The following is a 25,445-nucleotide window of genomic DNA, read 5'->3' as shown; positions in this document are numbered from 1 at the left end:
AATGGAATTAGGTTCAATTAAAACAGAAATAGTAAATAAAATTGCCAAAGTAACTTTTTCTCATCCAGCTAGCAACTCATTCCCAAGTTCATTACTACAAAAATTAACTGATGAATTAGAAGCGTTAAGTAAAAATGAAAACGTAACCATTGTTGTACTTCAAAGTGAAGGAACTGGAGCTTTTTGTGCTGGTGCATCTTTTGATGAATTAGTAGCTATCTCAAATTACAAAGAAGGAAGTAAATTCTTTTCTGGGTTTGCCAATGTGATTAATGCAATGCGAAAATGCTCTAAATTAATCATCGGAAGAATTCATGGAAAGGCCGTGGGTGGTGGCGTTGGATTAGCTTCTGCCTGTGATTATACTTTTGCAACCCAAAAAAGCGATATCAAATTATCTGAAATTGCAATTGGAATTGGTCCTTTCGTTATAGAACCAGCCGTAAGTAGAAAAATAGGAAAAACAGCATTAGCCGAAATGACATTAACTCCAACATTGTGGAAATCGGCAAATTGGGCAAAAGAAAAAGGACTATTCACAGAAGTTTTTGACTCAGTAGAAGACTTAGATCTACGATTAGAAAGTTACACCACAGAATTATCTCAATACAACAAAGAAGCATTAGCAGACATGAAAAAAGTGCTTTGGGAAGGCACAGATCATTGGGACAGTTTACTTTACGAAAGAGCGGCTATTTCTGGCAAATTAGTATTATCTGATTTTACAAAAAATGCATTAGAAAAATTTAAAAAATGAGAAGTTTAATCATTTTCCTTCAACAAGTTAACGTTGAACAAAAATTAAAAGAGGCTCCAGATAGTCAATATCAAATTGGTGTATTAATAGGGTCATTTGTACCATTCATTATATTAGCTGGAATTGCATATCTCCTATATTATAGAGCTAAAAAGAAAGAAATTAAATAAATTAAAAACCATGTCAAACATAAGAATTACGAAACAATTTAACTTTGAAACTGGTCATGCTTTGTATGGTTATGATGGAAAGTGTAAAAATGTGCACGGACATAGCTATAAATTATCTGTAACCGTGATTGGTAAACCAATAAAAGATAATTCCAATGTAAAATATGGAATGGTGATTGACTTTGGTGATTTGAAAAAAATTGTAAAAGAACAAATTGTAGATGTTTTTGATCATGCTACCGTTTTTAACAAAAATACACCTCACATTGAATTAGCTCATGAACTTAAATCGAGAGGACACGATGTTATTTTAGTAGATTATCAACCTACTAGCGAAAATATGGTTATTGATTTTTCAAATAAAATAAAGAATCTTTTACCAGAAAACATAAAATTACACTCGCTACGTTTACAAGAAACCGAAACATCTTTTGCAGAATGGTTTGCTATTGATAATGAATAAAAAAAGAACTCGAGTGAGTTCTTTTTTTATTAAAAACGATTATCACCATCTAGTATTCTTCCTAAGCCACCTAATAAACTTCCTTCTTCTCTACTTCCTCCATTTTGTGGTGCGCTTGCGTAAATTCTACCCGCTAATCTACTGAATGGTAATGATTGAACATATACTGTTCCAGGACCACGAAGTGTTGCAAAGAACACACCTTCTCCTCCAAAAATGGTATTTTTAATTCCGCCTACAAATTCAATATCGTAATCTACATCTTTGGTAAACCCTACTAAACACCCTGTATCTACTCGAAGTAATTCTCCTAATTGTAATTCTTTTTTTGCCAAAGTTCCGCCTGAATGCACAAATGCCATTCCGTCACCTTCTACTTTTTGCATAATAAAACCTTCTCCACCAAATAAACCCGTTCCGATTTTTTTGGTAAATTCAATTCCAACCGAAACGCCTTTTGCTGCGCATAAAAATGAATCTTTTTGACAAATAAATTTTCCTCCTAATTGTTGTAAATCTATTGGAACAATTTTACCAGGATAAGGTGATGCAAACGATACTTTTCGTTTTCCAAAATCTTGGTTTTGATAAGCTGTCATAAATAAACTCTCACCAGTTAAAACGCGCTTACCCGCCGATAACAACTTTCCAAAAATTCCTTGTTGTTGATCTTGACTACCATCGCCAAAAATAGTTTCCATTTTGATGCCGTTTTCCATCATCATAAAACTTCCGGCTTCGGCGACCACTACTTCTTGCGGATCTAATTCGATTTCAACATATTGCATTTCTTCACCATAAATATGGTAATCAATTTCGTGTGCTCTCATAATTTTTAGTTTTATTAATTAGTCGACATCACATTTAAAATGTTACTGTAAAAATAAAAAACCGAAAACAAGTATGCTTTCGGTTTTAACTTATAATCAGAAATGTCTTATTTCATCAACTCGGATAATTTTAAGGTTTTTCCACACATATCGGCTGTAATTTTAAAGATTACATCTCCTTTTTTTCCTTCGTTTGCCCAACGAACTTCTTTACCCACATTACAACCAATACTTGTTTTCGAACCTTTATTTAAAGAAACAAACCCTGTTCCGGTATGAATTGAAATTTTCTCTTTAGAGTCGTTAATAAGTGAGAAACTTTCGCCAAAAACTACTTCAGTATTTGACCTTTTATTTGAACTAATTTTTTCACTTGTTCCAAAAGAGGTTAACATTACAAAGCTTAAAGCTAAAATAGCTAATTTCATAGTATTACGTTTTAAATTATTAATTACTTGTTGATTTAAAAATTAAAAATGTCCTAAAACCGATTTCCGAATTAACGAATTAAATAATTTATATCCTAATAAACGTCTAATAAAACTCATAAAATTAGCATCAAACCCAATGGTATATCGCTTGAAATTTTTCTTTGGATTTTCAGCAATATTGAATAAAGTTTTAGTAATTATTGGAGTTAGATTGGTGTTTTTCTTTGTTTTTTTGTGTAAAATCGCAGTAACTTTATCCATTAATTTATTGTAGGAATCAATTTCAGTAGCGTTACATTTAGTAACATTTGATTGAAAAGAAGTAGGTGCATTTCCAAATTGAACCGTACTAACACTAATATTAAAATCTAAAAGCTCATACGCCATACATTCCGAAAAACTTTCAACCGCTTGCTTTGTGGAATGATAAAAACTACCCAATGGCAAGTTAACCAAACCCGCAATCGAAGAAATAGTGATAAACTGACCAAAATTCTGTTCTCTAAAAACGGGTATAAAAGCTCTACAAACTTTAACAGCTCCCAACCAATTAACATTAACGATGTTGTCTATTTTGCTATCTTCAGACAATTCTACAAAACTTCTATAGCCTAAGCCTGCATTATTTAAAACAACATCAATGGTTTTGTGTTCGTTTAAAATTTCACTTTTTGCTTTTGTAATACTCTCAGAAGAAGTCACATCGAGCTCATAGCAAAACACATTTGGAGTTGTTGCTAAATCTTCGGCCAAATCAATAGAAATCATCGTAGCAATAACTATCCAATTATTTTTTGCAAAATATAACGTTGTTTCTTTACCAATTCCGCTTGAAGCGCCTGTGATTACTAGTGTTTTTTTCAAGATATTTATTTTTAATAATCTAATTTTACAAAACCAATTTCTTTACTAATTCTTCCCTTTCTACGATTGATGTAGGAAGAAGAATTCGAGGCTTTATATTTTCTTGGATTAGGTAATATTGCCGCAATTCCCGCAGCTTCATAACGCGTTAAACTAGAAGCATCTTTTCGATACCAATGTTTGGCTGCGGCTTCTGCTCCGTATACGCCATCACCCATTTCAATACTATTCAAATAGACTTCCATGATACGTTTTTTACCCCAAATTAGTTCAATTAAAACGGTATAATACGCTTCTAAACCTTTTCGAAGATAACTTCTACCTTGCCACAAGAAAACATTTTTTGCTGTTTGCTGCGAAATGGTGCTTCCGCCTTTGAGTCTTTTTCCTTTAGAATTATTTTTGTATGCTTTTTGCATAGCTTCAAAATCAAAACCCCAATGTTCTAAAAAACGTCCGTCTTCACTAGCAATTACAGCTTTTTGAAGATTTAATGAAATTTCTTCTATTGGCACCCATTCGTGGCTACAAGTCATTTCCCTATTCTCTTTTTTATGTTCCATAGCACGAATTCCCATTAATGGTGTAAACGGAACTGGAACAAACTTGAATAACAAAACAACCGAAAAACTGATAATATTAAACCATAAAAAAAGTAACCAAAAGAAACGAAATATCTTTTGACCTGTGGTTCTTTTTTTTGCAGGTTTTTTTGCTGAAGTCTTTTTACTTGGAGTAGTTTTTTTTGCCATATATAAAAGCTTTGCTTTTTTAGTTTCAGGTTTAAAGTTTCAAGTTAAAATCTGAAACAATTTATATCAAATCTGCTAATTCTTGTCCAACTAAACTGCCTATGGCAACGCCCATTCCGCCCATTCTCACACCGCAATAAACATTATTTGAAAGTTGTTCTACAATAGGTTTTTTATGTGTTCCCACGCCCATAGTACCGCTCCATCTGTGCTCAATTTCGAACGTTTGATGTGGCAAAATTACTGTTTTTAACAACTCTTCCAAACGATTTTGAATCAATTCTGTGGTGTCGTGAGAAGTGGTTGTTTCCCCTTCGAAATCTAAATTTCTTCCGCCACCAAAGAGAATTCTATCGTTTATATTTCTAAAATAAAAATAGCCTTTGTCTAAATGAAAAGTGCCTTTAATATCTAAATTCGGAATTGGTTTTGTAATCAAAACTTGCGCTCTTGCAGGTTTTACTTGATTATTTGTGAGTTGTGATGCAAAACCATTTGTAGTGAATAATAATTTATTGGTTTTGAATGTAATTCCGTTGGTTTCAACCTCAACACCATCGTTTACTTCTTGAAAACTAGTTACGATTTGACTGTTTAAAATCAGGATGTCGTTTTGATGTGCTTTTTTCAACAAAGCTTGCATCATATTTCCGGTATCGATTTGTGCTTCAAAAGGATTGAAAATCAAATTTTCAAATATGCCACCAAAATTAAAACGATCTACTTCTTTCGAAAAGACATCGGTTTTAAAAAGTGGTTTAATGATATCGTTGATGAATGGAATTTTTTGAATGCACTCATTATAAAACGATTCGTCTTCTTTCAAAAATAATTCATAACCACCATAAGGTTTCAAATCAATTACAGCATCTCCGAGGTTTTTTCGAAGCAATTGTAAACCCGCATATCGTTTTTGAATCAGTTGAATAACTTCTTCTTCGGTATGGGTTTTTAAATCATCGATAATTTCGGAAATACTTCCAAAACAAGCAAAACCTGCATTTTTTGTACTCGCTCCTTGTGGCAAAATGCCTTTTTCGAGAACTAAAATTTTAGCCGTTGGAAATCGTTCACGCAAAGCTAATGCTGTATGCAAACCTACAATTCCACTACCTACGATAGTAAAATCTACGTTTGAAAACCAATTTTTTATTTCCCAATAACTGAGTTGCATATTGCTAGAATTTCAAAAAGTAAATGTAGTAATTTGTTTTTAGTTATACATTAAATCTCGTTATTTGCGTTATGATATTTAAAATCGAAAAATGAGAATTTATTTACTTTTAACAACATTGTTTGTTACCCAACTTTTTTCAGCACAAAATGTGACTAAAAAAATTACGCTAATTTTTAAAAAAAGTAATTATCATTTTGAAGAAACATCCGGATTTAAAAGAATGAATTCGTTAATTAATTATTCTGAATTTAATTCTTACAAGGAAACTTACCTATCGCCAAATAATAAAGAGAAAAACGATACAATAGAATTGAATATTGAATCGGACAAGATTTTTTTAATCCACAATTGGAAAGAATTGAACAAAAGTTCACGAGTTATTTTATATACCAATGACATAGTTGAAATTGATTATGAGAATGGTTATCCTAATTTCAAAATAGTAAACCGTGAAGTAAAACCGTATGATTTGAATTTAGAAAAGCAACTAAATCTTAGTTTTCCGATTGATAATTATGTCTTTTTTCAAAACAACAAAAGAAGTAGAAATTCAAAAGAAGAAAAGGAATATAAAATTGAACTTGATAACTTTCTTAAAAACTTCAAAGAAAAACTAGATTTACTTTTGCAAACGGGTGAAATTTCGAAAGAAACATATGAATGTCAAGTTAATTCTACAACATTTTACGTTTTAAATACCGATACTGACACTAACTTCGATGAATACAAAAAAGACTTGAACAAACCTGATATGATTTGGTTAAAACCATATCGTTTTTTCTTAGAATCCTATGTAAAAAAGGAATTTAAAATCAAGAAATACGAAAAAAAACTTAAAGATGTTGAACTAAAAACTGCTAATAACAAAACAAAAACCAAAGATATTAGCATGCAATATGAAGATCATGAAGACAGCTTTCTTCAAATTAAACAATCAGACTTGTTTTCTGCTAAAGCGAAAGAATATTTATTGTATGTCTATTTAAATAGAATAGCAAAATCTGAACCACAAAAGCTATCTACTTACATTGCAATCTTTAAAAAATATTCAAATGATACGAAATTAATAGAAGGTTTTGAAAATGCATTTTTAGTAGATATTGAAGCTTTAAAACAAAATACTTCTGAAGTCATTTTATATGATGAAAACAAAAAAGCAACTACCTTATCAGCCATTATTGAAGCTAATAAAGGCAAAATAATTTATATAGATTTTTGGGCCAGCTGGTGTGCACCTTGTAGAGCTGCTTTACCAAGTTCGAGAAAATTACATGCTGAATATACTAATGTGCTATTTTTATATTTATCAACAGATTCAAATTTTGAAGCATGGAAAAAAGCAAATCAATATGAAAAAATAACAGAGAATAGTTATTTCATCATAAACCCAAAAACTTCAGAATACTTAAAAAAACTGGCAATTGATTTTATTCCGAGATATGTGTTAATTAATTCCAATGGAGAAATATCAAATCCAAAAGCAGCTTCACCTGATTCTGAAAAAATAAAGCAAGAGTTTAATTCCTTACTACTAAGTAAATAATTAATATAATTAATCGTTAGGCTTTTTTCTCGCTTTAATTGCTTTCATAATCAATGGAAACGAGGTCACAGCAATTAAAATTAAAATTATAGTTTCAATATGTTTCTTTAAATCAATGCCAAATTCTTCATTAAATAAACCGTACAAATAATGTCCGGCAAAAATTAATAAAAACGACCATAATAGAGAACTCAACACATTGTAAAACATGAATTTACTTTTTGGCATATGTACAATTCCTGCAATAATAGGGACGAATGTTCTTACAATAGGTAAAAAACGAGCAAAAATTATGGCTTTACCACCATGTTTTTCAAAAAAAGCTTGCGATTCATACAAGTATTTTTTCTTAAAGAAAAAACTATCTTCTTTGTTATACAAAAACTGTCCGCTTCTTGAACCAAACCAATAGCCAAAAACATTACCCAAGGTTGCTGCTGTAGCAATTAATAAGGCTAAAATAGTTACGTTTGACAAATCACTTGGAATCATGAAAAACGTTTCAACTAACTCCCGACTGTAAATTCCTGATAGAAAAAGTAAACTATCACCGGGCAAAAAAAATCCAGCAAACAAACCTGTTTCTGCAAAAACAATAAATAAGACCATGTAAATTCCAACAGGAATTCCACCGATTTCCATTGTAATATAAAATTCGGGATTAAATAATTGGGTCCAATGGAAATCGTTCATATCTATGCTAATTTATTTACCGATTTTGCTACAACCATAGATACAGCGGCATCTCCTGTAACATTTACAGTAGTTCTACACATATCTAAAGGTCTATCAATTGCAAATATTAGAGCTAATCCAGCTTCAGGAATTCCAGCCTGAGCTAACACAATAACTAACATAACCATTCCTGCTCCAGGAACAGCAGCACTTCCTATAGACGCTAAAGTAGCAGTAACAATAATTCCTAATTGCACCCCTAAAGTTAAATCCATACCAAACGCTTGTGCAATAAAAACTGATGCAACTGCTTGGTATAAACTTGTGCCATCCATGTTAATTGTGGCTCCAATTGGCAATACAAAACTTGCTACTTCGTCATCCACTCCCAAATTATCTACAACTCGCTCCATAGTAACCGGTAATGTTGCTGCAGAAGAACTTGTAGAAAAGGCCAATAATTGAGCTGGTGCAATTCCGTTAAAGAAAAATTTAGAACTCTTTTTTGTTAGAACTTTTACTATTAGTAAATAGACTAAAATCATAATAGCCAATCCTATCAAGACGGTTAAACCATACATTCCTAATGCTTTGAATAAATCTAAACTCGGTGATTCGGCTACAATTGCAGCTAATAAAGCAAAAACCCCAAACGGAGAAAACAACATGATTAAATCAATCATTTTTAAAATCACTTCATTAAAACTATCAAAAAAATCTTTAACTGGTTTCGAATTTTCTTCCGGAATTAAAATCATAGCAATTCCAAAAATTACCGCAAAGAAAATAACTTGCAACATGTTTCCATTATCGCCAGAAGCTTTAATAATATTATCGGGAACTATATCAATTAAAGATTGTAAAGGCCCAACCTCTTTTTGCTTAGAAGCAGCTTCAATTTTAGTACTTGCGTCTAAAGTATAATTAGCAACTAATTCTGTTCTTGTTTGTTCTGAAATATAACTTCCTGGCTTGATAAGATTTACAATTACTAATCCGATAGAAACAGCTAAAATAGTAGTTAAAACATACATTCCAATAGTTCTTCCTCCCATTTTTGAGAGTTTTGAAATATCTTTTAAGTCGGAAATTCCTTTAATTAATGATGCTAAAATCAACGGAACAGCAATTAATTTTAATAAATTAATAAAAATGGTTCCAAATGGTTTTACCCAATCTACAATTACATCTTTTCCCCATTCAAATTGAATTAATAAAAACGCAAATAAAACCCCAAATACCATTCCGAGTAAAATTTGCCAATGTAATGCTAGTTTTTTCATTATTTACTTAATTTTTAAGATTGTGAAAATAGGCATATTTTTTTAAAAAATTACTACATTTAGCATGGTTTTAAAAATAACAGACATGAAAAATTACATTTTTCTCATTTTCAGTATTATAAGTATGAGTACATTAGCACAACAAAACTTTACTCCCGAAACCTTATGGCAATTAGGAAGAGTAACTCCTTTAGGAATTTCAAAAGATGGAAAACTATTGGTTTTCAAAGTGGGGACGCCTTCTGTGGAAGAAAACAAAATCAATTCGAAATATTATACTATTCCTGTTCAGGGAGGAACTGCTACTTTGGTGGAAGATTATAAATCATTATTAGCAGATAAAAACGTTTCTCCTGATGGAAAGCATTTATTATCTTCTCAAGAAGTAAAAGTAGAAAAGTTATTAGGAAAAGACCTTTACACAGAATTATCAAAAACTACCGCTCAAGTTTATACGGGTTTAGATTACCGTCATTGGGACACTTGGAACGACGGAACGCACAACCATGTTTTCTATTCGGAAAACAAAAAAGATGCTGTTGGAATTGATATTATGCCAAACGAACCGTTTGATGCACCTCAAAAACCTTTTGGTGGTGATGAAGATTTTATTTGGTCTCCAGACGGAACAAAAATCATATATGTTTGTAAAAAGAAAGTAGGAACTGCATACGCAACGAGCACCAATACTGATTTATACGAGTACGATTTAACTACAAAAACTACCAAAAACCTTACCGAGAGTAATTTGGGTTATGATATTGCTCCTCAATTTTCACCTAAAGGCGATTTAACTTGGTTACAAATGAAACGCGATGGCTATGAAGCCGATAAAAATAATATTATTGTTCGCCATAAAGGATTAGACATTAATTTAACTTTAGGATGGGATGGAACAGTAGATAGTTTTACTTGGAGTAACGATGGAAAAAAAGTATATTTCATTGCGGCAACAAAAGGTACTAAACAACTTTTTGAAGTTAATTTTCCTGGACTAACTAAAATTGCTGTTAGAGTAACACAATTAACCGATGGTGATTTTGACGTAAACGGAATTATTGGTTTTTCGGGAACTTCGGTTTTAGTAACTCGAAACGATATGAACCATGCGCCAGAAGTATATTCGTATGATTTAGCGAAGAAAACTTGGAAACAAATTACGAAAGTAAATAATGAAGCATACGCTAAAATTAATTCTTGCAAAACAGAAAAACGATGGGTTACAACTACCGATGGTAAAAAGATGTTGGTTTGGGTAATTTTACCTCCAAATTTCGATAAAACAAAAAAATACCCAACGCTTTTATACTGCCAAGGCGGACCACAAAGTGCACTAACACAATCGTATTCTTTCCGATGGAATTTCCAATTAATGGCTTCGCAAGGTTATGTAATTGTAGCGCCAAACCGAAGAGGAATGCCAGGACACGGAACAGCTTGGAACGAACAAATTTCAGGTGATTGGGGCGGACAAGTAATGGATGATTATTTAGCGGCTATTGATGATGTGGCTAAAGAATCGTACGTAGACAAAACACGTTTGGGAGCCGTTGGAGCGAGTTATGGTGGATATTCTGTTTTTTATTTAGCCGGAATTCACAAAAATCGTTTCAAAACATTTATTGCTCATGCTGGAATTTTCAATACAGAAAGTATGTATGGAACTACAGAAGAAGTTTTCTTTACAAATTGGGATTCAGGTGGCGCTTATTGGGAAAAAGATAATGCTACTGCTCAAAAAACGTATAACGAATTCAATCCAATTAAGTTAATCAACAACTGGAACACCCCAATTTTAATTATTCAAGGTGCAAAAGATTATCGTGTACCCATTGGACAAGGACAAGAAGCTTTTCAAGCCGCACAATTAAAAGGAATTAAAAGTAAATTTTTATTGTTCCCAGATGAAAACCATTGGGTATTAAAACCTCAAAATGCTTTGGTTTGGCAAAAAGAATTTTTTGGTTGGTTGAAAGAAACGCTTTAAAAGTTCAAGGGAAAGAGCAAGTTCTATTTTCAAATTGTTCTTGTTCTTGAATTTGATTTTTGACCTTGAAAATGATATCCTTCGAAAACATAGAACTCACCATCAAAACCTTTCATAAGCATGGCTTAACGAAAGAGGCAGCGCTATGGCTTTTAAAAGTATATAAATTAGAACATCCCAATTTTGCAGGTTTTGAATTTAGAGAAGTCGCAAAACCCGATTTTATTTTAATGACTGCCGAAGGTGAAATTGGAGGTAAACAAATCATACGCATTCCAGAAAACACGTTTGAATTTCCGTTGGTTTTGATGTTGAATTTATTGGCACATGAAATGATGCACGTAAAACAAAAAGCACCAGAAGTTGCTATGCAAGACAAAAACGAACGCGAATGGCAAGCCTATTACGAAATGTTGTTTCACCAAGAATTTCCTTTGATTCCGAAGGCTTCTGTGCATCATCAAAAGTTTTTTGCAGAAAAAGCGATGATTTATTACAATCGTTCTGAAAAAGAAGCCAATCCGTTGCGATTGAAATATGAAAATCAGAAAATAGAAATTGAGGAATTAATTAAAAGTTTAGGATAAAAAAAGCGATTTCAAATTGAAATCGCTTTTTTAGTTTTTATTCTTGAGGGTCTTTCATTACAAAAGATTCCATGAATTTTGTAGTGTAATTTCCGGCCACATAATCGGGTTCGTCCATTAATTGTCTGTGGAATGGAATGGTAGTTTTGATTCCTTCAATTACGAACTCATCTAAAGCACGCTTCATTTTATTGATAGCCTCTTCTCTAGTTTGAGCTGTTGTAATCAACTTAGCAATCATTGAATCATAATTTGGCGGAATTGTATATCCAGCATAAACGTGAGTATCTAAACGAACTCCATGACCTCCTGGCGCGTGTAAAACCGTAATTTTACCTGGCGAAGGGCGAAAGTCGTTGTAAGGATCTTCTGCATTAATACGACATTCAATTGAGTGTAATTGCGGAAAATAGTTTTTACCTGAAATTGGCACACCAGCCGCAACTAAAATTTGCTCACGAATTAAATCATAATCAACTACTTGCTCAGTAATTGGATGTTCTACTTGGATACGAGTATTCATTTCCATGAAGTAGAAATTTCTGTGCTTATCTACTAAAAATTCAACCGTTCCAGCACCTTCATATTTGATATATTCTGCCGCTTTAACAGCTGCTGTTCCCATTTTCTCACGTAATTCATCTGTCATAAATGGAGAAGGCGTTTCTTCTGTCAATTTTTGATGACGACGTTGAACTGAACAATCTCTTTCAGAAAGGTGACATGCTTTTCCATACGAATCTCCAACTACTTGAATTTCGATATGGCGAGGTTCTTCGATTAATTTTTCTAAGTACATGCCATCATTACCAAATGCTGCTGCAGACTCTTGACGAGCACCTTCCCACGCTTTTAATAAATCTTCTTTTTTCCAAACAGCACGCATTCCTTTTCCACCACCACCAGCAGTTGCTTTAAGCATAACTGGATAACCAAATTCATCGGCTAATTTTTCGGCTTCTTCATACGAATCTAAAATACCTACAGATCCTGGTACACATGGCACACCTGCTTCAATCATAGTTGATTTTGCTGATGCTTTGTCTCCCATACGGTCAATCATTTCTGGAGAAGCTCCAATAAATTTGATTCCATGTTCTTGACAAATTTTAGAAAACTTAGCATTTTCAGATAAGAATCCGTATCCTGGGTGAATAGCGTCTGCATTTGTAATTTCGGCAGCAGCTATAATGTTTGACATTTTTAAGTAGGATAAATTACTTGGAGGTGGTCCAATACAAACCGCTTCATCAGCAAATTTTACGTGCAAACTATCTGCGTCTGCTGTAGAATAAACTGCAACGGTTTTGATGCCCATTTCTCTACAAGTTCTAATTACACGTAGTGCAATTTCCCCTCTATTGGCAATTAATATTTTTTTAAACATGTTTTTTTAATTAGATAATTAGACAATGTGTCAATTAGACAATTATAAAGATAGATGTTCTACCTTCTTGTCATCCTGAGCTACGTCGAAGGGCTAACTTCTAACTTTATTAAGATGGATCAACTAAGAATAAAGGTTGATCAAATTCAACTGGAGAAGAATCATCTACTAAAATTTTCACGATTTTACCTGAAACTTCTGATTCGATTTCGTTGAATAATTTCATTGCTTCAATCACACAAAGAACATCTCCTTTTCCGATAGTTGAACCTACTTCCACAAACATTGGTTTGTCTGGAGCTGGTTTTCTATAGAACGTACCAATGATTGGTGATTTTACTGTAATATATTTTGCACTATCATCAGCTGCTGGAGCTGCTGGAGCATCAGTAACCGCAGGAGCCGCTACTACTTGAGGTGCAGCCATTTGAGGCGCAGCTTGCATTGGCATTTGTTGTACGTAAGTTGTAGTACTTTCTGTACCTTCAGTAGTTGTTTTTATGGTGATTTTAAAATCGTCCATTTCTAATTTAACTTCTGTAGCACCTGATTTAGCTACAAATTTGATTAGGTTTTGAATCTCTCTAATATCCATAATATTTGATTTAGTTTAGTTTGTTTTTGTTTTTAGTAAGCCCATTTTAAATAAATTGAACCCCAAGTAAATCCACCACCAAAAGCGGCGAATATGATATTATCTCCTTTTTTGAATTTATGTTCGAAATCAGCTAAAACTAATGGTAATGTTGCAGAAGTTGTATTACCATATTTTTGAATATTGATTAAAACTTTAGATTCGTCTACTCCCATTCTATTGGCGGTAGCATCAATAATTCTTCTATTTGCTTGATGAGCAACTAACCAATTTACGTCATCTTGACTTAAATTATTACGTTGCATAATTTGTTCACTTACATCTGCCATACCAGAAACTGCATATTTGAAAACAGTTTTTCCATCCTGATATACAAAATGTTGCTTGTTCTTAACAGTGTCCTCGTTTGGAGGCAAAATAGATCCTCCACTTTCAATTTTTAAAAATTCACGGCCAATTCCGTCACTTTTTAAAATTTCATCTTGAAGTCCTAATCCTTCAGTATTAGGTTCAAATAATACTGCACCAGCTCCATCTCCAAAGATGATACAAGTAGCTCTGTCAGTATAATCAATAATTGATGACATTTTATCGGCACCAATTAATAAAACTTTTTTGTATCTTCCAGACGCGATATAAGCTGCTGCTGTTGACATTCCATATAGGAAACTCGAACAAGCTGCTTGTAAATCATATGCAAAAGCATTTGTAGCACCAATTTGAGTAGCCACATAAACTCCTGTTGAAGCCACAGGCAAATCTGGTGTAGCAGTTGCCATAATCACTAAATCAATCTCTTTAGGATCTAAATTAGCTTTCTCTAATAAGTTTTGAGCGGCTTTAATTGCCATGAATGAAGTGCCTTGCCCTTCTTCTTTTAACAATCTTCTTTCCTTAATTCCGGTACGACTGGTAATCCATTCATCATTAGTATCTACTAATGTTTCCAATACTTGATTCGACAGAACAAAGTCGGGAACATAAGAACCTACTGCCGTAATTGCTGCTGTTATTTTATTCATCTTCGATTAATTTTTCCTTCTGAATTTTTAGAGTTCAAAAAGTGGTGGAAATTACAAAAAAAATTTCAAACGAATCCTATTCGTTTTTATTAATTTAAAACGAACGGGTACTTAACAAAAAAACCCTCACAATGTGAGAGTTTTCTCTATTTTTTCTGATGCAATTAAGCTACTGCTTCATTTTTATCAATTACAACTTGACCTCTGTAGTACATTTTACCTTCATGCCAGTAAGCTCTGTGGTATAAGTGTGCTTCACCAGTTATTGGACATGTTGCGATTTGAGCAACTGTCGCTTTGTAATGTGTTCTTCTTTTATCTCTTCTTGTAGACGACTGTCTTCTCTTAGGATGTGCCATTGTTCTATTTTATTTATCCGTTAATAGTTTTTTTAAATTCTCCCATCTAGGGTCAATATCATTATTTTGTTGTTCTTCTTTTTTTTTGTTTTCTCTTGGAGAAAGCGATTCCAATTTTTCAATTACATCCGTTAAAGAACCGTCTTTAACTCCTGGATGTACTCTTCGTAAAGGAACTGACAACACAATAGACTCGTATATATATTGTGCTACATTTACTTGAAATTCACCATGAGGCAAAATGAGCAACTCCTCATTCTCATCATTAAAGACATCTCCAAACTTAACTAAAAGTTTTAATTTTCCTTTAATTGGCAAATCGAACTCTTCTCCAGACACATCGCAAGGTACATTTACTGTTCCTTTGTGCTTAAAATCGAGTTCAAGCATTGTGCTTTTTTTCTCTAAAACAATATCTACTTTGACCGAAACGGCATTAAATTCGTCATAATCAAAGTTCTTAAAGAACGTATTATCCATTTGATAATCAAACTGATGCTTCCCTGTTTTTAATCCCACGAATGGTATTAAATATTCTTTTAAATCATTCATAACAACAGTTTTACCTTTTTAAAAGGTGTGCAAAGATATAAAATATTTATAAATTCAAACCAGTTGTGAACATTTTTTTGTTTATAACTGTTTTTCTTTTGTTTTTAAAGGGTTTTTAATCAGCTCTTGATAGTCATTTCTTTTGTTATAAATATCAATTGCTAAATAAACGGCCTCTTTAAATGACTCGTGATTAGCAACTCCTTTACCTGCAATTTCATATGCAGTCCCGTGATCGGGAGAAGTTCTAATTTTATTTAGTCCAGCCGTATAATTCACTCCGTTACCAAAAGACAACGTTTTAAAAGGAATTAATCCTTGATCATGATACGTTGCAATAACCGCATCGTATTTTTCATATTGTGCCGAACCAAAAAATCCGTCCGCTGGAAAAGGTCCGAAAACCATATTTCCCGCTTCAAATAATTTTTTTAATGCTGGTTTTATTATTTTTTCTTCCTCTTGACCAATTACGCCATTATCTCCAGAATGTGGATTTAGTCCTAAAACAGCCACTTTTGGTTTTTCAATTTCAAAATCTTGTTTTAAGGTTTGAATGATGGTTTTAATTTTACCCAAAATTAATTTTTCATTCAAATGTTTTGCTACTTCATTTACTGGAACGTGATCAGTAAGCAACCCAACACGTAAATCATCATGCACCATTAACATTAAAGCATCGCCTTCTAATTCTTTATCTAAATAATCCGTATGGCCTGGAAATTTAAATTCTTCTGATTGAATGTTATACTTATTAATAGGTGCAGTTACCAATACATCAACCAAACCTTCTTTCAGTGCTTTAGTAGCCGATACAAAAGATTTTATAGCATAACTTCCAACAACATCATCATTTTTTCCGAATTCTAAATTTACACCTTCACGCCAAACGTTCAATACATTAATTTTTCCAACAACTAATTGCTCTAATTTATCAATTCCATGAATAGCGACATCTAACTTTAATTCTTTCTTTATGAAAGAGACAATTTTTACATTAGCAAAAATTACAGGCGTACACAATTCTAACATTCGAGTATCTTCAAATGTTTTTAAAATAACCTCGCTTCCAATACCATTTAAATCTCCAATTGAAATTCCAACAATTATATTTTCTGCTTTTTTAACCATGACAAATGTGATTTATTGCTTACTTTTGATGTGCAAATTTAGTAAAATTAAATCAGTTATGTTTACCGGAATTATAGAAACGCTCGGAATTATAAAAGAAATCGAAAAAGATCAGGAAAACCTGCACTTAACAGTAGAATCAGAAATTACTCACGAATTAAAAATCGATCAAAGTGTGGCTCATAATGGCATTTGTTTAACAGTGGTAAAAATTGAAAACAAAAACTACACGATAACTGCGATTAAAGAAACAATTGACAAAACTTCTATTGGAAATTGGAAAACAGGCGATATTGTAAACTTAGAACGAGCGATGAAACTTGGAGACAGATTAGACGGACACATTGTTCAAGGACATGTTGACCAAACTGGAACTTGCACTAATATTAAGGAAGCAAACGGAAGTTGGGTTTTTACGTTTGAATATGATGCCACTTTAAACAATATTACCATTGAAAAAGGTTCGATTACGGTGAACGGAACAAGTTTGACCGTTGTGAATTCAGGATTAAACAACTTTAGTGTAGCCATTATACCCTACACATTTAAACATACAAATTTTAATACTTTTAAAATTGGAACGAAAGTAAATTTAGAATTTGATGTAATTGGTAAATATGTCAGTCGTTTAAACGAATTAAGAAAATAAAAAAAGGCTCTTATAAAGAGCCTTTTTTTGTAGATATATATTTTTTTGATAAACAATAACCAGAAACCAATGCCAAAACAAATAGTATAAGCAAACCCCCATCTAATGGTAAACCAGGTGGCGGTGGTGGTGTTGGCGGTGGTGGATCTGTTGGACCTGCAGCAAAAACACCTTGTACACTTAAAAGTACTACTAAAATTGTTATAATTCTATTCATAATTAATCTCATTGGGCGCAAAAGTATAATTTACTTCTTTCTTAAACTAAAAAAAATAGTAATTTAATAATATGTTAATATTAAACATAACATAATTAGAAAACACGAAAATATAAATATTTTTATACTTTACAAGCTATTTTTGAAAAAAAACTTAAAAAAAACTTAAAATTTAAAATTTGTAAGAATTTTTAACATAATTTATTTCAATAAAAGTGGTCCCACCTGGGCTCGAACCAGGGACCACCTGATTATGAGTCAGGTGCTCTAACCAACTGAGCTATAGGACCAATATTGAAGTTGCAATATTAACACTAATTTTAATGGCAACCAAATCTTTTTTAAAACTTTATTTTATTTCTTGGCAAAGCTCTATTAGCACACCATTAGTGCCTTTTGGATGTAAAAACGCAACCAATTTATTATCAGCACCTTTCTTAGGAATCTCATTCAAAACCACAAAACCTTCTTTTTTTAAACGAATAATTTCTTCATTAATATTATTTACATCAAAAGCGATGTGATGGATTCCTTCTCCTTTCTTTTCTATAAATTTAGCAATTGGACTTTCTGGATTAGTTGCTTCTAACAATTCTATTTTATTTGGTCCATTCATAAAAAAAGAAGTCTTAACTCCTTCACTAGCTACCTCTTCTTCTTTATATGGTGGTTGTCCAAATAATTTTTCAAACAAAGCATTAGACACTTTTAAACTATTTACCGCAATACCTATATGTTCAATTTTTCTCATTTTATTTAATTTTAATCGCGAACAAAGTTAACAAAAAACGACCAAGCAAGAAGTAAAGGCATTTATATATAGTTCCAAAAAAATACGCCTTGATTAATTTTTATGTATTTTTGCATCATGGAAACAAATAGACAAAAAAAAATAGGAGCACTTTTGCAAAACGACTTGGTTTCGATTTTGCAAGGGGAAATCCGTAAAAATAACATTAACAATTTAGTAATATCGGTTTCAAAAGTTAATGTAACCTCTGATTTATCAATTGCAAAAGTGCATTTAAGTGTATTCCCTACAGAGAAAGCGACAGAAATTTTAACAGCAATTAAAAGTAATGCTCCTCTTATTAAACACGATTTAGCTCAACGTGTAAAAAATCAATTGCGAAAAGTTCCGAATTTGATTTTCTATATTGATGATAGTTTAGATTACATTGAAAAAATTGACAAAGCCTTAACTGGCGATGAAAATCCTATTGAGAATCCAGATTTAATAGAAAAAAGAAAGAAATCCTAATTTGAACCTTTCCTTTTACATAGCCAAACGATATGCTGTAAGTTTCAGTAAAAACAAAGCAATTAACATTATCACTGGAATTGCTTCTGTTGGAATTATAGCTAGTACTATGGCGCTTTTCGTTTTTTTATCGGTATTTAGTGGATTAAAAGAATTTAGTTTAAATTTCGCTAATGTTTCTGATCCTGATTTACGAATTGAAACTACAACCGGTAAAACATTTTTGGTTAACCCAAAACAAGAAGAATTACTTCAAAAGAGCAACAATATTGCTTCCTTTAGTAAAATTATCGAAGAACGTGTTTATTTCATGTATAACAGCAAAGAATTAGTAGCACACATAAAAGGAGTAGACAATAATTTTATTCAAGTAACCCATTTTAATAATCATTTGTACGCTGGAGAATGGTTTGAAAATAATTCTGAAAACGTAGTTTTTGGGGCTGATATAAGTAGAAAATTAGGTTTAGGTTTATTTGATTATTCTAACGGCTTAGAAGCTTATGCTCCAAAACCTGGAAAAGGGAATATTGAAAATCCGAATGAAGCTTTTAATAAAGTTTTATTATTTCCTACTGGAATTTACTCTGTAAACGAGGAATTAGATGGTAAATATGTGTTTTGTTCTATTGATTTGGCCCAAAACTTTTTAGGCTTAAAAAACAATGAAATTACTAATCTTGAAATCAAATTAAAACCAACAGCCAAGGAAAATCAAGTTAGAGAAGAACTAACTTCAATTTTTGGCAAAACTATCAAAATAAAAAACAGAGCACAGCTTAATGACTCGCTCTACAAAATGCTACAATCTGAAAACTTATTCATTTACTTATTTAGCACACTAGTTGTTATACTCACACTTTTTTGCCTAGCAGGAGCAATTGTAATGATTATTATTGACAAGAGAGAAAATCTTAAAACATTATACAATATTGGCGTTGCACAAACATCAATTCGTACTATATTTTTTACTCAAGGGATAATTATTACCTTATTTGGTTTGATTATTGGTTTAGGATTAGCAATAGGAATAATTCTGCTTCAACAACATTTTTCATTTATTATGATTACTCCTACCATGCCCTATCCTGTTCTTTTTGAGTGGCAAAACATGGCAATTGTAATTATGACTATTGTTATACTCGGTTTAATTTCTTCATGGATTGCTTCGGGAACTGTCAATAAAAAATTATTTAAATAAAGATCTTTCGCTTTTTAAAATAAGCATTACTATAATTTACGAAAAATACGTAGGTTTGTAAAAAATCAAAGAAATTGAAAGTATATTTTGCATCCGATCAGCACTTTGGCGCACCAACACCAGAATTAAGTTTCCCAAGGGAACAAAAATTCATTCAATGGCTTGATGCTGTTAAACAAGATGCTGATGCGATTTTCTTATTGGGTGATTTATTCGATTTTTGGTTCGAATACAAAACCGTTGTTCCAAAAGGATTTGTAAGAGTTTTGGGGAAATTAGCCGAAATTAAAGATTCAGGCATTCCAATCTATTTTTTTGTAGGAAATCACGACTTATGGATGGGCGATTATTTTCAAAAAGAATTAAACATTCCGGTTTATCACGACAATCAAGAATTTACGTTTAATGGTAAAACCTTTTTAATTGGCCATGGTGACGGAAAAGGACCTGGTGATATGGGTTACAAACGAATGAAAAAAGTTTTCACAAATCCATTTTCAAAATGGTTATTTCGTTGGTTACATCCCGATATTGGTGTGAAATTAGCCCAATATTTATCGGTAAAAAACAAACTAATTTCAGGCGTAGAAGATGTAAAATATTTAGGCGAAGACAATGAATGGTTAGTACAATATTGCAAACGAAAATTAGAAACTAAAGAATATAATTTCTTCGTTTTTGGTCACCGCCATTTACCATTGGAAATTGAATTGACTGAAAATTCTAAATATGTAAACTTGGGTGATTGGATTGGTTATTTCACTTATGGTGTTTTCGATGGAGAAAAAATGGAACTGAAAAAATTTGAAAATTAAATTGTTTCCAAATCTTTTTCGATATCTAATTCTCTGAATTTTGGCGAAGCTACTGCGGTAACTCCCACAATTCCTAATGTCATCATACCACCAAAAACAACTGCTGGAACAACTCCCATGATTTTGGAAGCTAAACCACTTTCAAAAGCTCCTAATTCGTTAGACGAACCCACGAAAATAGAATTCACAGAAGACACACGTCCTCGCATATGGTCAGGCGTGTAAATTTGTAGAATAGTTTGACGAATAACTACTGAAATTCCATCGGTAACGCCACTTAAAAACAAGGCAACAACTGACAACCAAAAGTTGGTCGACAATCCAAAAACAATTATACAAATTCCAAATCCAAAAACAGCCAACAATAACTTTTTACCAGCTTTTTGATGTAATGGAATCGATGTCGCAATTAGCATTGTAAGCAATCCGCCGATAGCTGGAGCTGCTCTTAAAATTCCAAATCCTTCCGAACCCACTTTTAAAATATCTTGAGCAAAAATCGGTAACAATGCAACGGCTCCACCGAATAAAACTGCAAACATATCAAGCGAAATTGCATTCAAAATAGGTTTCGAATGAAAAACAAACGACAATCCTTCTTTCAAACTCTTAAAAATAGGTTCGCCAATTTTTGGATTTAAAATCGGCTTTCTTTCAATTTGTGTTAGCACTATTAAAGCCATTATCACACAAAAAACCACAAAAACCAATGACCAAAAAACACCAACCCAACCAATTGCAAATCCCGCCAAAGCTGGTCCGATTACAGCCGCCACTTGCCAAGTAGAACTACTCCATGTCGCCGCATTTGGTTGTTCTTTTTTAGGAATAATCAATCCCAATAAACTAAAAATTGAGGGAATTAAAAACGCACGAATAATTCCGCCCACAAAAACTAGAGCGTAAATTCCGTATAATATGGTGTCTTTTGAAAAAGAATCAATGAAATTCGGATGCACCAACAAACACAACAAAGCACTAATTGTTGCCAATCCAGAAAAACATTTGATTAACAAACCTTTCTTCTCATTTTGATCCACAATGTGTCCGGCAAACAATGCCATACTTATTGCAGGAATAATTTCCATTAAACCAATTAATCCTAATGATAATGGATCTTTTGTGATGCGATACACTTCCCATTCAATCAATACAAATTGCATCGACCAAGCCAATACAATAAACAAGCGCATGGCTAAAAACCAGCGAAATTCGGGAATTCGTAAAGATGAAAATGGGTCTTTTTTGGGTTTTGATGCCACGAATGAACTAATTATTAAATTTTACAAAAAAACTGAACAAACTGAACACTCGATACTGAACACTGAATACTTTATCTAATATCGCGCAATTGCAGTTGCAAAGTTACAGTATCTTTCCATTCATTTTCTTCCAAAGAGAAAATTGCATCAAATTTATTTTTGTTGGTAACCAAGTCTAATTTATTTCCCAATCCAAAACCTATCGCTCCAAAACTTTCCGAATTTTCTTGTTTTACAAATGCTTTCAAATGTTCGTTATCAGAACCTAATGCTTTTGCATAACCTGAATCGGTTACTCCTTTCGCTAAAAATAAAGGTGTCATATTTTCGGGTCCGAAAGGTTCAAATTGCTTCAATAAGCGCATTAATTTCGGATTGATTTCGGACAATTCGATTTCGGCATCGTATGAAATTTCTGGTGTCAATAAATCGGGATGAATGGTTTCTTGCACGACTTTTTCGAAAGCATTTTTGAAATTTTCGTAGTTCTCTTCTAAAAGCGTCATTCCAGCGGCATACATGTGACCACCAAATTGCTCCAAGTGTTCCGCACAAGCTTCCAACGCATTATACACATCAAAATCTTTTACTGAACGCGCCGAAGCGGCTAATTTTTCGCCACTTTTCGTAAAAACAATCGTCGGGCGATAGTAATTTTCTACCAATCGAGAAGCCACAATTCCGATAACGCCTTTATGCCAATTTTCTTGATATACGACAGTTGAAAATCGGTTTTGCTCGTTGTTTTCTTCGATTTGAAGTAAGGCTTCTTTCGTAATTTGTTTGTCTAATTCTTTTCTATCGGAATTATGTTGCTCGATTTCGGAGGCGAATTGCTCCGCTTGGTCTAAATCGTATTCGGTTAATAAAGCTACCGCTTCATTTCCATGTTTGATTCTTCCAGCAGCGTTGATTCTTGGTGCTACGATAAAAACTACATCCGTAATCGTCAAGACTTTTTTCTTTACATTTTGAATCAAGGCTTTTATTCCTGGTCGTGGATTCGAATTAATCACTTCCAAACCAAATTTTGCCAACACTCTATTCTCACCCGTAATCGAAACAATATCAGCCGCAATCGCAGTAGCAACTAAATCTAAATATTCCACTAAATCTTCAATGGTTTGGTTTCGATTTTCGGCTAAAGCCTGAATCAATTTAAATCCGACACCGCAACCGCATAATTCATCATACGGATACGAACAATCTTCTCGTTTTGGATCTAAAACTGCAACCGCATCGGGCAAAATATTGCCTGGTCGGTGATGGTCGCAAATAATAAAATCAATGTTTTTTGCTTTGGCGTAATTGACATGGTCAATCGATTTGATACCACAATCCAACGCAATAATTAAGGAAATATCGTTGTCTTCAGCATAATCAATCCCCATATAGGAAATGCCATAACCTTCTGCGTATCTATCGGGAATATAGGTCGCCACATTCGGATAAAAACTACGTAAATAACTCGAAACTAAAGAAACCGCAGTTGTTCCATCGACATCGTAATCACCGAAAACTAAGATATTTTCGTTGTTCGCAATGGCTTTTTCAATTCGAGCAACGGCTTTGTCCATATCTTTCATCAGATACGGATTGTGCAAATCGGCTAAAGTGGGACGGAAAAAGGTTTTGGCTTGTTCGAAGGTTTCGATTCCTCGTTGAACTAAAAGTGTCGCAATAATTTCATCGACTTGAAGTGCTTGCTGAATGGCTTGTACTTTTTCTGGATTTGGCTTAGATTTTGGATTCCAACGCATAGTTTTAAAAATTAGAATTTAGAAATTAGAATTCAGAATGCTAGTTTTGAATTCTGTTATTTTGGCTTATATTATTGAATGGCAAAGGTATAAATATTTTTTATTTCAGCCACAGATTGCATTGATTATAAGGATTAAATCCGTGAAAATCTGTGAAATCCGTGGCAAAAATTTATTGTTAATGATAAAAAATCGCTACCTCAACTTTTGCAAATTGACGAAACATTTCCATCACGCCACAATATTTTTCTACGGATAAATTCACCGCTTTTTCTAGCTTTTTCTCGTCTAAATTGTTGCCGTAAAAATGGTAATCAACTTTTACTGTGCGATAGATTTTAGGATGTTCTTCGGTTAATTCGCCTGAAGTTTCAATTTTGAAATCAGCTACTTCTAACTTCATTTTTCCCATTAAAGAAGCAACGTCTAAACCTGTGCAACCCGCTAAAGCAGATAACATCAACGCTTTTGGACGCAAGCCTTTTCCTTCGCCTCCATTTTCAGGACCGGCATCAATAGAAATGACATCGCCACTAGGGTTAGTGGACTCAAATTGCATTTTACCTTTCCAGGTGGTGGTTATGTTGTGTGTTTCCATTTAAAAAAATATTATGTAAAGAGATAATGACAATAAAGAAACCAAAAAAGATATAAAATTTAGATTAAATGATTTTAAGATATAACCCAAAAACAATCCAAGTAAAAGAAAAATTCCGCCATCAACGTAAGAATTAAAAACCTCACAAACTAAGTCTTTTGGAATTAATGGATTCGTTAAATTAAATTGTGTTTGTTTATAAATTAAAAAAACTCTTAGAACTAAAAAAAACAACAAAATAATCAATCCGTTATTAACTTTAATTAAAATATTATTTGTGTTTAATTTTTGATAAGTCATAACTAAATATTTTACTTCAAACTCTTCCCTCCCACAACCACAACAATTTCTCCTTTAGCTGGTTTAGCTTCAAAGTGCTTTAAAACTTCTTCAGCAGTTCCTCTTACGGTTTCTTCGTGTAATTTTGATAATTCCCTAGAAACCGAAACAGGTCTGTCGGTTCCGAAATATTGGACAAATTCGGCTAAGGTTTTGTTTAATTTGTGTGGCGAAACATAGAAAATCATCGTGCGATATTCTTCTTGTAAGGCTAAAAATCGGGTCTGTCTTCCTTTTTTATCGGGTAAAAATCCTTCGAAAACGAATTTATCATTAGGCAAACCGCTATTCACCAAAGCGGGTACAAAAGCAGTTGCTCCTGGCAAACATTCTACTTCTACTCCATTTTCTACACAAGCGCGTGTAAGCAAAAAACCTGGGTCGGAAATGGCTGGAGTTCCTGCATCGCTAATAAGAGCAATGGTTTCGCCTGCTTGTAATCGCTTGACCAAATTTTCAACGGTTTTGTGTTCGTTGTGCATGTGGTGGCTGTGCATGTGCGTAGCAATTTCGAAGTGTTTTAGCAATTTTCCACTGGTTCGCGTGTCTTCTGCTAAAATTAAATCGACTTCTTTCAGTACTTTAATCGCACGAAAAGTCATGTCTTCTAAATTGCCAATCGGCGTTGGAACGATATATAATTTACTCATTTAATTTTAAAAAAAAATACTATAAAAATGACCCTCTAAGAAACAAGCTACAATAACATTACAAAAGTCTAATTATGTTCAAAATTAATAAGATAAAAATGAAAAGTTGTTAAATACTATAGAAATTT

29 protein-coding genes and 1 tRNA gene are annotated in these 25,445 nt (G+C 32.9%); 10 read left to right on the top strand and 20 right to left on the bottom strand.

The annotated features are described in order from the left end of the window. The first annotated feature begins 1 nt into the window (after window position 1). The 3 genes from GFJ94_RS05335 to GFJ94_RS05330 are packed head-to-tail and all read left to right on the top strand — an operon-like array spanning window position 2 to window position 1,390. A complete protein-coding gene (locus tag GFJ94_RS05335) occupies window positions 2-757 on the top strand; it encodes an enoyl-CoA hydratase/isomerase family protein (protein WP_153200546.1) in 756 nt (251 codons plus the stop codon). After that, complete coding sequence (locus GFJ94_RS12620; protein WP_203228649.1) at window positions 754-927, top strand: hypothetical protein; 174 nt, start codon at window positions 754-756, stop codon at window positions 925-927. The genes GFJ94_RS05335 and GFJ94_RS12620 overlap by 4 nt, the downstream gene beginning before the upstream one ends. Before the next feature lie 10 nt (window positions 928-937). Next, window positions 938-1,390, top strand: coding sequence for a 6-carboxytetrahydropterin synthase (locus tag GFJ94_RS05330; protein ID WP_153200545.1), 453 nt, complete (start codon window positions 938-940; stop codon window positions 1,388-1,390). A 29-nt stretch (window positions 1,391-1,419) separates the two neighbouring features. On the opposite strand, the gene GFJ94_RS05325 is transcribed toward GFJ94_RS05330, so the two are convergent. The 5 genes from GFJ94_RS05325 to GFJ94_RS05305 all read right to left on the bottom strand — a co-directional run bounded on the left by GFJ94_RS05325 (window position 1,420) and on the right by GFJ94_RS05305 (window position 5,441). Then, window positions 1,420-2,220, bottom strand: coding sequence for a TIGR00266 family protein (locus GFJ94_RS05325; protein ID WP_153200544.1), 801 nt, complete (start codon window positions 2,218-2,220; stop codon window positions 1,420-1,422). Between the two features lie 107 nt (window positions 2,221-2,327). Next, on the bottom strand, window positions 2,328-2,648 hold the full coding sequence (locus GFJ94_RS05320; protein WP_153200543.1) for a hypothetical protein: 321 nt from the start codon (window positions 2,646-2,648) through the stop codon (window positions 2,328-2,330). A 42-nt stretch (window positions 2,649-2,690) separates the two neighbouring features. Then, window positions 2,691-3,515: an SDR family NAD(P)-dependent oxidoreductase gene (locus GFJ94_RS05315; protein WP_153200542.1), complete on the bottom strand. Its 825-nt coding sequence runs from the start codon at window positions 3,513-3,515 to the stop codon at window positions 2,691-2,693. Between the two features lie 11 nt (window positions 3,516-3,526). Further along, a complete protein-coding gene (gene mtgA / locus GFJ94_RS05310) occupies window positions 3,527-4,267 on the bottom strand; it encodes a monofunctional biosynthetic peptidoglycan transglycosylase (protein ID WP_153200541.1) in 741 nt (246 codons plus the stop codon). A 61-nt stretch (window positions 4,268-4,328) separates the two neighbouring features. Beyond that, window positions 4,329-5,441 (bottom strand): FAD-binding oxidoreductase, encoded by a 1,113-nt coding sequence (locus GFJ94_RS05305; RefSeq protein WP_153200540.1) that lies wholly within the window; start codon window positions 5,439-5,441, stop codon window positions 4,329-4,331. A gap of 91 nt (window positions 5,442-5,532) precedes the next feature. Between GFJ94_RS05305 and GFJ94_RS05300 the strand changes: the two genes are divergently transcribed. Then, window positions 5,533-6,987 carry a TlpA disulfide reductase family protein gene (locus GFJ94_RS05300; protein WP_153200539.1) on the top strand — a complete coding sequence of 485 codons (1,455 nt, stop codon included), beginning with the start codon at window positions 5,533-5,535 and terminating at the stop codon, window positions 6,985-6,987. Between the two features lie 9 nt (window positions 6,988-6,996). On the opposite strand, the gene GFJ94_RS05295 is transcribed toward GFJ94_RS05300, so the two are convergent. Continuing rightward, window positions 6,997-7,680, bottom strand: coding sequence for a DedA family protein (locus GFJ94_RS05295; protein WP_153200538.1), 684 nt, complete (start codon window positions 7,678-7,680; stop codon window positions 6,997-6,999). 2 nt (window positions 7,681-7,682) lie between these two features. Further along, window positions 7,683-8,945, bottom strand: coding sequence for a dicarboxylate/amino acid:cation symporter (locus tag GFJ94_RS05290; RefSeq protein ID WP_153200537.1), 1,263 nt, complete (start codon window positions 8,943-8,945; stop codon window positions 7,683-7,685). Between the two features lie 85 nt (window positions 8,946-9,030). Here GFJ94_RS05290 and GFJ94_RS05285 point away from each other — a divergent pair, with 85 nt between their 5' ends. Beyond that, window positions 9,031-10,932 (top strand): S9 family peptidase, encoded by a 1,902-nt coding sequence (locus GFJ94_RS05285; protein ID WP_153200536.1) that lies wholly within the window; start codon window positions 9,031-9,033, stop codon window positions 10,930-10,932. 71 nt (window positions 10,933-11,003) lie between these two features. Beyond that, window positions 11,004-11,519, top strand: a complete 516-nt coding sequence (locus GFJ94_RS05280) for a hypothetical protein (protein WP_153200535.1) — start codon at window positions 11,004-11,006, stop codon at window positions 11,517-11,519. A gap of 37 nt (window positions 11,520-11,556) precedes the next feature. Here GFJ94_RS05280 and accC read toward each other — a convergent pair whose 3' ends face one another. The 6 genes from accC to pdxA all read right to left on the bottom strand — a co-directional run bounded on the left by accC (window position 11,557) and on the right by pdxA (window position 16,565). Next, window positions 11,557-12,906: an acetyl-CoA carboxylase biotin carboxylase subunit gene (gene accC / locus GFJ94_RS05275; protein WP_153200534.1), complete on the bottom strand. Its 1,350-nt coding sequence runs from the start codon at window positions 12,904-12,906 to the stop codon at window positions 11,557-11,559. A 109-nt stretch (window positions 12,907-13,015) separates the two neighbouring features. Continuing rightward, a complete protein-coding gene (accB, locus tag GFJ94_RS05270; RefSeq protein WP_153200533.1) occupies window positions 13,016-13,501 on the bottom strand; it encodes an acetyl-CoA carboxylase biotin carboxyl carrier protein in 486 nt (161 codons plus the stop codon). 32 nt (window positions 13,502-13,533) lie between these two features. Next, on the bottom strand, window positions 13,534-14,523 hold the full coding sequence (locus GFJ94_RS05265; protein WP_153200532.1) for a beta-ketoacyl-ACP synthase III: 990 nt from the start codon (window positions 14,521-14,523) through the stop codon (window positions 13,534-13,536). Window positions 14,524-14,687: 164 nt separating this feature from the next. Continuing rightward, window positions 14,688-14,882 carry a 50S ribosomal protein L32 gene (gene rpmF / locus GFJ94_RS05260; protein WP_008255033.1) on the bottom strand — a complete coding sequence of 65 codons (195 nt, stop codon included), beginning with the start codon at window positions 14,880-14,882 and terminating at the stop codon, window positions 14,688-14,690. 9 nt (window positions 14,883-14,891) lie between these two features. Continuing rightward, entirely contained in the window at window positions 14,892-15,434 is a 543-nt protein-coding gene (locus tag GFJ94_RS05255) for a DUF177 domain-containing protein (protein ID WP_153200531.1), read from the bottom strand. Between the two features lie 81 nt (window positions 15,435-15,515). Beyond that, window positions 15,516-16,565 (bottom strand): 4-hydroxythreonine-4-phosphate dehydrogenase PdxA, encoded by a 1,050-nt coding sequence (gene pdxA, locus GFJ94_RS05250; RefSeq protein WP_153200530.1) that lies wholly within the window; start codon window positions 16,563-16,565, stop codon window positions 15,516-15,518. Window positions 16,566-16,623: 58 nt separating this feature from the next. Between pdxA and GFJ94_RS05245 the strand changes: the two genes are divergently transcribed. Continuing rightward, on the top strand, window positions 16,624-17,214 hold the full coding sequence (locus tag GFJ94_RS05245; protein ID WP_153200529.1) for a riboflavin synthase: 591 nt from the start codon (window positions 16,624-16,626) through the stop codon (window positions 17,212-17,214). 10 nt (window positions 17,215-17,224) lie between these two features. Here the strand turns inward: GFJ94_RS05245 and GFJ94_RS05240 are convergent, their stop codons facing one another. The 3 genes from GFJ94_RS05240 to mce form a co-directional block, all read right to left on the bottom strand. After that, window positions 17,225-17,431: a hypothetical protein gene (locus GFJ94_RS05240; RefSeq protein WP_162523793.1), complete on the bottom strand. Its 207-nt coding sequence runs from the start codon at window positions 17,429-17,431 to the stop codon at window positions 17,225-17,227. A gap of 216 nt (window positions 17,432-17,647) precedes the next feature. Next, window positions 17,648-17,721, bottom strand: a tRNA-Ile gene (locus GFJ94_RS05235). A gap of 59 nt (window positions 17,722-17,780) precedes the next feature. Continuing rightward, complete coding sequence (mce, locus tag GFJ94_RS05230; RefSeq protein ID WP_153200527.1) at window positions 17,781-18,182, bottom strand: methylmalonyl-CoA epimerase; 402 nt, start codon at window positions 18,180-18,182, stop codon at window positions 17,781-17,783. A 117-nt stretch (window positions 18,183-18,299) separates the two neighbouring features. Here mce and rbfA point away from each other — a divergent pair, with 117 nt between their 5' ends. The 3 genes from rbfA to GFJ94_RS05215 all read left to right on the top strand — a co-directional run bounded on the left by rbfA (window position 18,300) and on the right by GFJ94_RS05215 (window position 20,708). Further along, a complete protein-coding gene (gene rbfA / locus GFJ94_RS05225) occupies window positions 18,300-18,692 on the top strand; it encodes a 30S ribosome-binding factor RbfA (protein ID WP_153200526.1) in 393 nt (130 codons plus the stop codon). Window position 18,693: 1 nt separating this feature from the next. After that, window positions 18,694-19,893 (top strand): FtsX-like permease family protein, encoded by a 1,200-nt coding sequence (locus tag GFJ94_RS05220; RefSeq protein ID WP_153200525.1) that lies wholly within the window; start codon window positions 18,694-18,696, stop codon window positions 19,891-19,893. Window positions 19,894-19,967: 74 nt separating this feature from the next. Beyond that, entirely contained in the window at window positions 19,968-20,708 is a 741-nt protein-coding gene (locus GFJ94_RS05215) for a UDP-2,3-diacylglucosamine diphosphatase (RefSeq protein WP_153200524.1), read from the top strand. Here the strand turns inward: GFJ94_RS05215 and GFJ94_RS05210 are convergent. The 4 genes from GFJ94_RS05210 to rsmI all read right to left on the bottom strand — a co-directional run bounded on the left by GFJ94_RS05210 (window position 20,705) and on the right by rsmI (window position 25,317). Beyond that, window positions 20,705-21,901, bottom strand: coding sequence for an MFS transporter (locus GFJ94_RS05210; protein WP_153200696.1), 1,197 nt, complete (start codon window positions 21,899-21,901; stop codon window positions 20,705-20,707). The two genes, GFJ94_RS05215 and GFJ94_RS05210, sit on opposite strands and share 4 nt — an antisense overlap. Window positions 21,902-22,041: 140 nt before the next feature. Next, on the bottom strand, window positions 22,042-23,730 hold the full coding sequence (gene recJ / locus GFJ94_RS05205) for a single-stranded-DNA-specific exonuclease RecJ (protein ID WP_153200523.1): 1,689 nt from the start codon (window positions 23,728-23,730) through the stop codon (window positions 22,042-22,044). 178 nt (window positions 23,731-23,908) lie between these two features. Beyond that, window positions 23,909-24,328 (bottom strand): OsmC family protein, encoded by a 420-nt coding sequence (locus GFJ94_RS05200; RefSeq protein ID WP_153200522.1) that lies wholly within the window; start codon window positions 24,326-24,328, stop codon window positions 23,909-23,911. Between the two features lie 311 nt (window positions 24,329-24,639). Then, complete coding sequence (rsmI, locus tag GFJ94_RS05195) at window positions 24,640-25,317, bottom strand: 16S rRNA (cytidine(1402)-2'-O)-methyltransferase (RefSeq protein ID WP_153200521.1); 678 nt, start codon at window positions 25,315-25,317, stop codon at window positions 24,640-24,642. Window positions 25,318-25,445 lie beyond the last annotated feature (128 nt).

Source organism: Flavobacterium sp. LMO8, assembly GCF_009495755.1.
Lineage (GTDB): Bacteria > Bacteroidota > Bacteroidia > Flavobacteriales > Flavobacteriaceae > Flavobacterium.
Note: the sequence above shows the minus strand (reverse complement) of the source record. Positions and strands in the feature narration are given on the sequence as shown.

Excerpts from the sequence above, each read along its gene's own strand:
- GFJ94_RS05335 (WP_153200546.1), top strand. The coding sequence starts at position 2 with ATGGAATTAGGTTCAATTAAAACAGAAATAGTAAATAAAATTGCCAAA.
- GFJ94_RS12620 (WP_203228649.1), top strand. The coding sequence starts at position 754 with ATGAGAAGTTTAATCATTTTCCTTCAACAAGTTAACGTTGAACAAAAA.
- GFJ94_RS05330 (WP_153200545.1), top strand. The coding sequence starts at position 938 with ATGTCAAACATAAGAATTACGAAACAATTTAACTTTGAAACTGGTCAT.
- GFJ94_RS05325 (WP_153200544.1), bottom strand. The coding sequence starts at position 2,220 with ATGAGAGCACACGAAATTGATTACCATATTTATGGTGAAGAAATGCAA.
- GFJ94_RS05320 (WP_153200543.1), bottom strand. The coding sequence starts at position 2,648 with ATGAAATTAGCTATTTTAGCTTTAAGCTTTGTAATGTTAACCTCTTTT.
- mtgA (WP_153200541.1), bottom strand. The coding sequence starts at position 4,267 with ATGGCAAAAAAAACTACTCCAAGTAAAAAGACTTCAGCAAAAAAACCT.
- GFJ94_RS05305 (WP_153200540.1), bottom strand. The coding sequence starts at position 5,441 with ATGCAACTCAGTTATTGGGAAATAAAAAATTGGTTTTCAAACGTAGAT.
- GFJ94_RS05300 (WP_153200539.1), top strand. The coding sequence starts at position 5,533 with ATGAGAATTTATTTACTTTTAACAACATTGTTTGTTACCCAACTTTTT.
- GFJ94_RS05295 (WP_153200538.1), bottom strand. The coding sequence starts at position 7,680 with ATGAACGATTTCCATTGGACCCAATTATTTAATCCCGAATTTTATATT.
- GFJ94_RS05290 (WP_153200537.1), bottom strand. The coding sequence starts at position 8,945 with ATGAAAAAACTAGCATTACATTGGCAAATTTTACTCGGAATGGTATTT.
- GFJ94_RS05285 (WP_153200536.1), top strand. The coding sequence starts at position 9,031 with ATGAAAAATTACATTTTTCTCATTTTCAGTATTATAAGTATGAGTACA.
- GFJ94_RS05280 (WP_153200535.1), top strand. The coding sequence starts at position 11,004 with ATGATATCCTTCGAAAACATAGAACTCACCATCAAAACCTTTCATAAG.
- accC (WP_153200534.1), bottom strand. The coding sequence starts at position 12,906 with ATGTTTAAAAAAATATTAATTGCCAATAGAGGGGAAATTGCACTACGT.
- accB (WP_153200533.1), bottom strand. The coding sequence starts at position 13,501 with ATGGATATTAGAGAGATTCAAAACCTAATCAAATTTGTAGCTAAATCA.
- GFJ94_RS05265 (WP_153200532.1), bottom strand. The coding sequence starts at position 14,523 with ATGAATAAAATAACAGCAGCAATTACGGCAGTAGGTTCTTATGTTCCC.
- rpmF (WP_008255033.1), bottom strand. The coding sequence starts at position 14,882 with ATGGCACATCCTAAGAGAAGACAGTCGTCTACAAGAAGAGATAAAAGA.
- GFJ94_RS05255 (WP_153200531.1), bottom strand. The coding sequence starts at position 15,434 with ATGAATGATTTAAAAGAATATTTAATACCATTCGTGGGATTAAAAACA.
- pdxA (WP_153200530.1), bottom strand. The coding sequence starts at position 16,565 with ATGGTTAAAAAAGCAGAAAATATAATTGTTGGAATTTCAATTGGAGAT.
- GFJ94_RS05245 (WP_153200529.1), top strand. The coding sequence starts at position 16,624 with ATGTTTACCGGAATTATAGAAACGCTCGGAATTATAAAAGAAATCGAA.
- GFJ94_RS05240 (WP_162523793.1), bottom strand. The coding sequence starts at position 17,431 with ATGAATAGAATTATAACAATTTTAGTAGTACTTTTAAGTGTACAAGGT.
- mce (WP_153200527.1), bottom strand. The coding sequence starts at position 18,182 with ATGAGAAAAATTGAACATATAGGTATTGCGGTAAATAGTTTAAAAGTG.
- rbfA (WP_153200526.1), top strand. The coding sequence starts at position 18,300 with ATGGAAACAAATAGACAAAAAAAAATAGGAGCACTTTTGCAAAACGAC.
- GFJ94_RS05210 (WP_153200696.1), bottom strand. The coding sequence starts at position 21,901 with ATGCGCTTGTTTATTGTATTGGCTTGGTCGATGCAATTTGTATTGATT.
- recJ (WP_153200523.1), bottom strand. The coding sequence starts at position 23,730 with ATGCGTTGGAATCCAAAATCTAAGCCAAATCCAGAAAAAGTACAAGCC.
- GFJ94_RS05200 (WP_153200522.1), bottom strand. The coding sequence starts at position 24,328 with ATGGAAACACACAACATAACCACCACCTGGAAAGGTAAAATGCAATTT.
- rsmI (WP_153200521.1), bottom strand. The coding sequence starts at position 25,317 with ATGAGTAAATTATATATCGTTCCAACGCCGATTGGCAATTTAGAAGAC.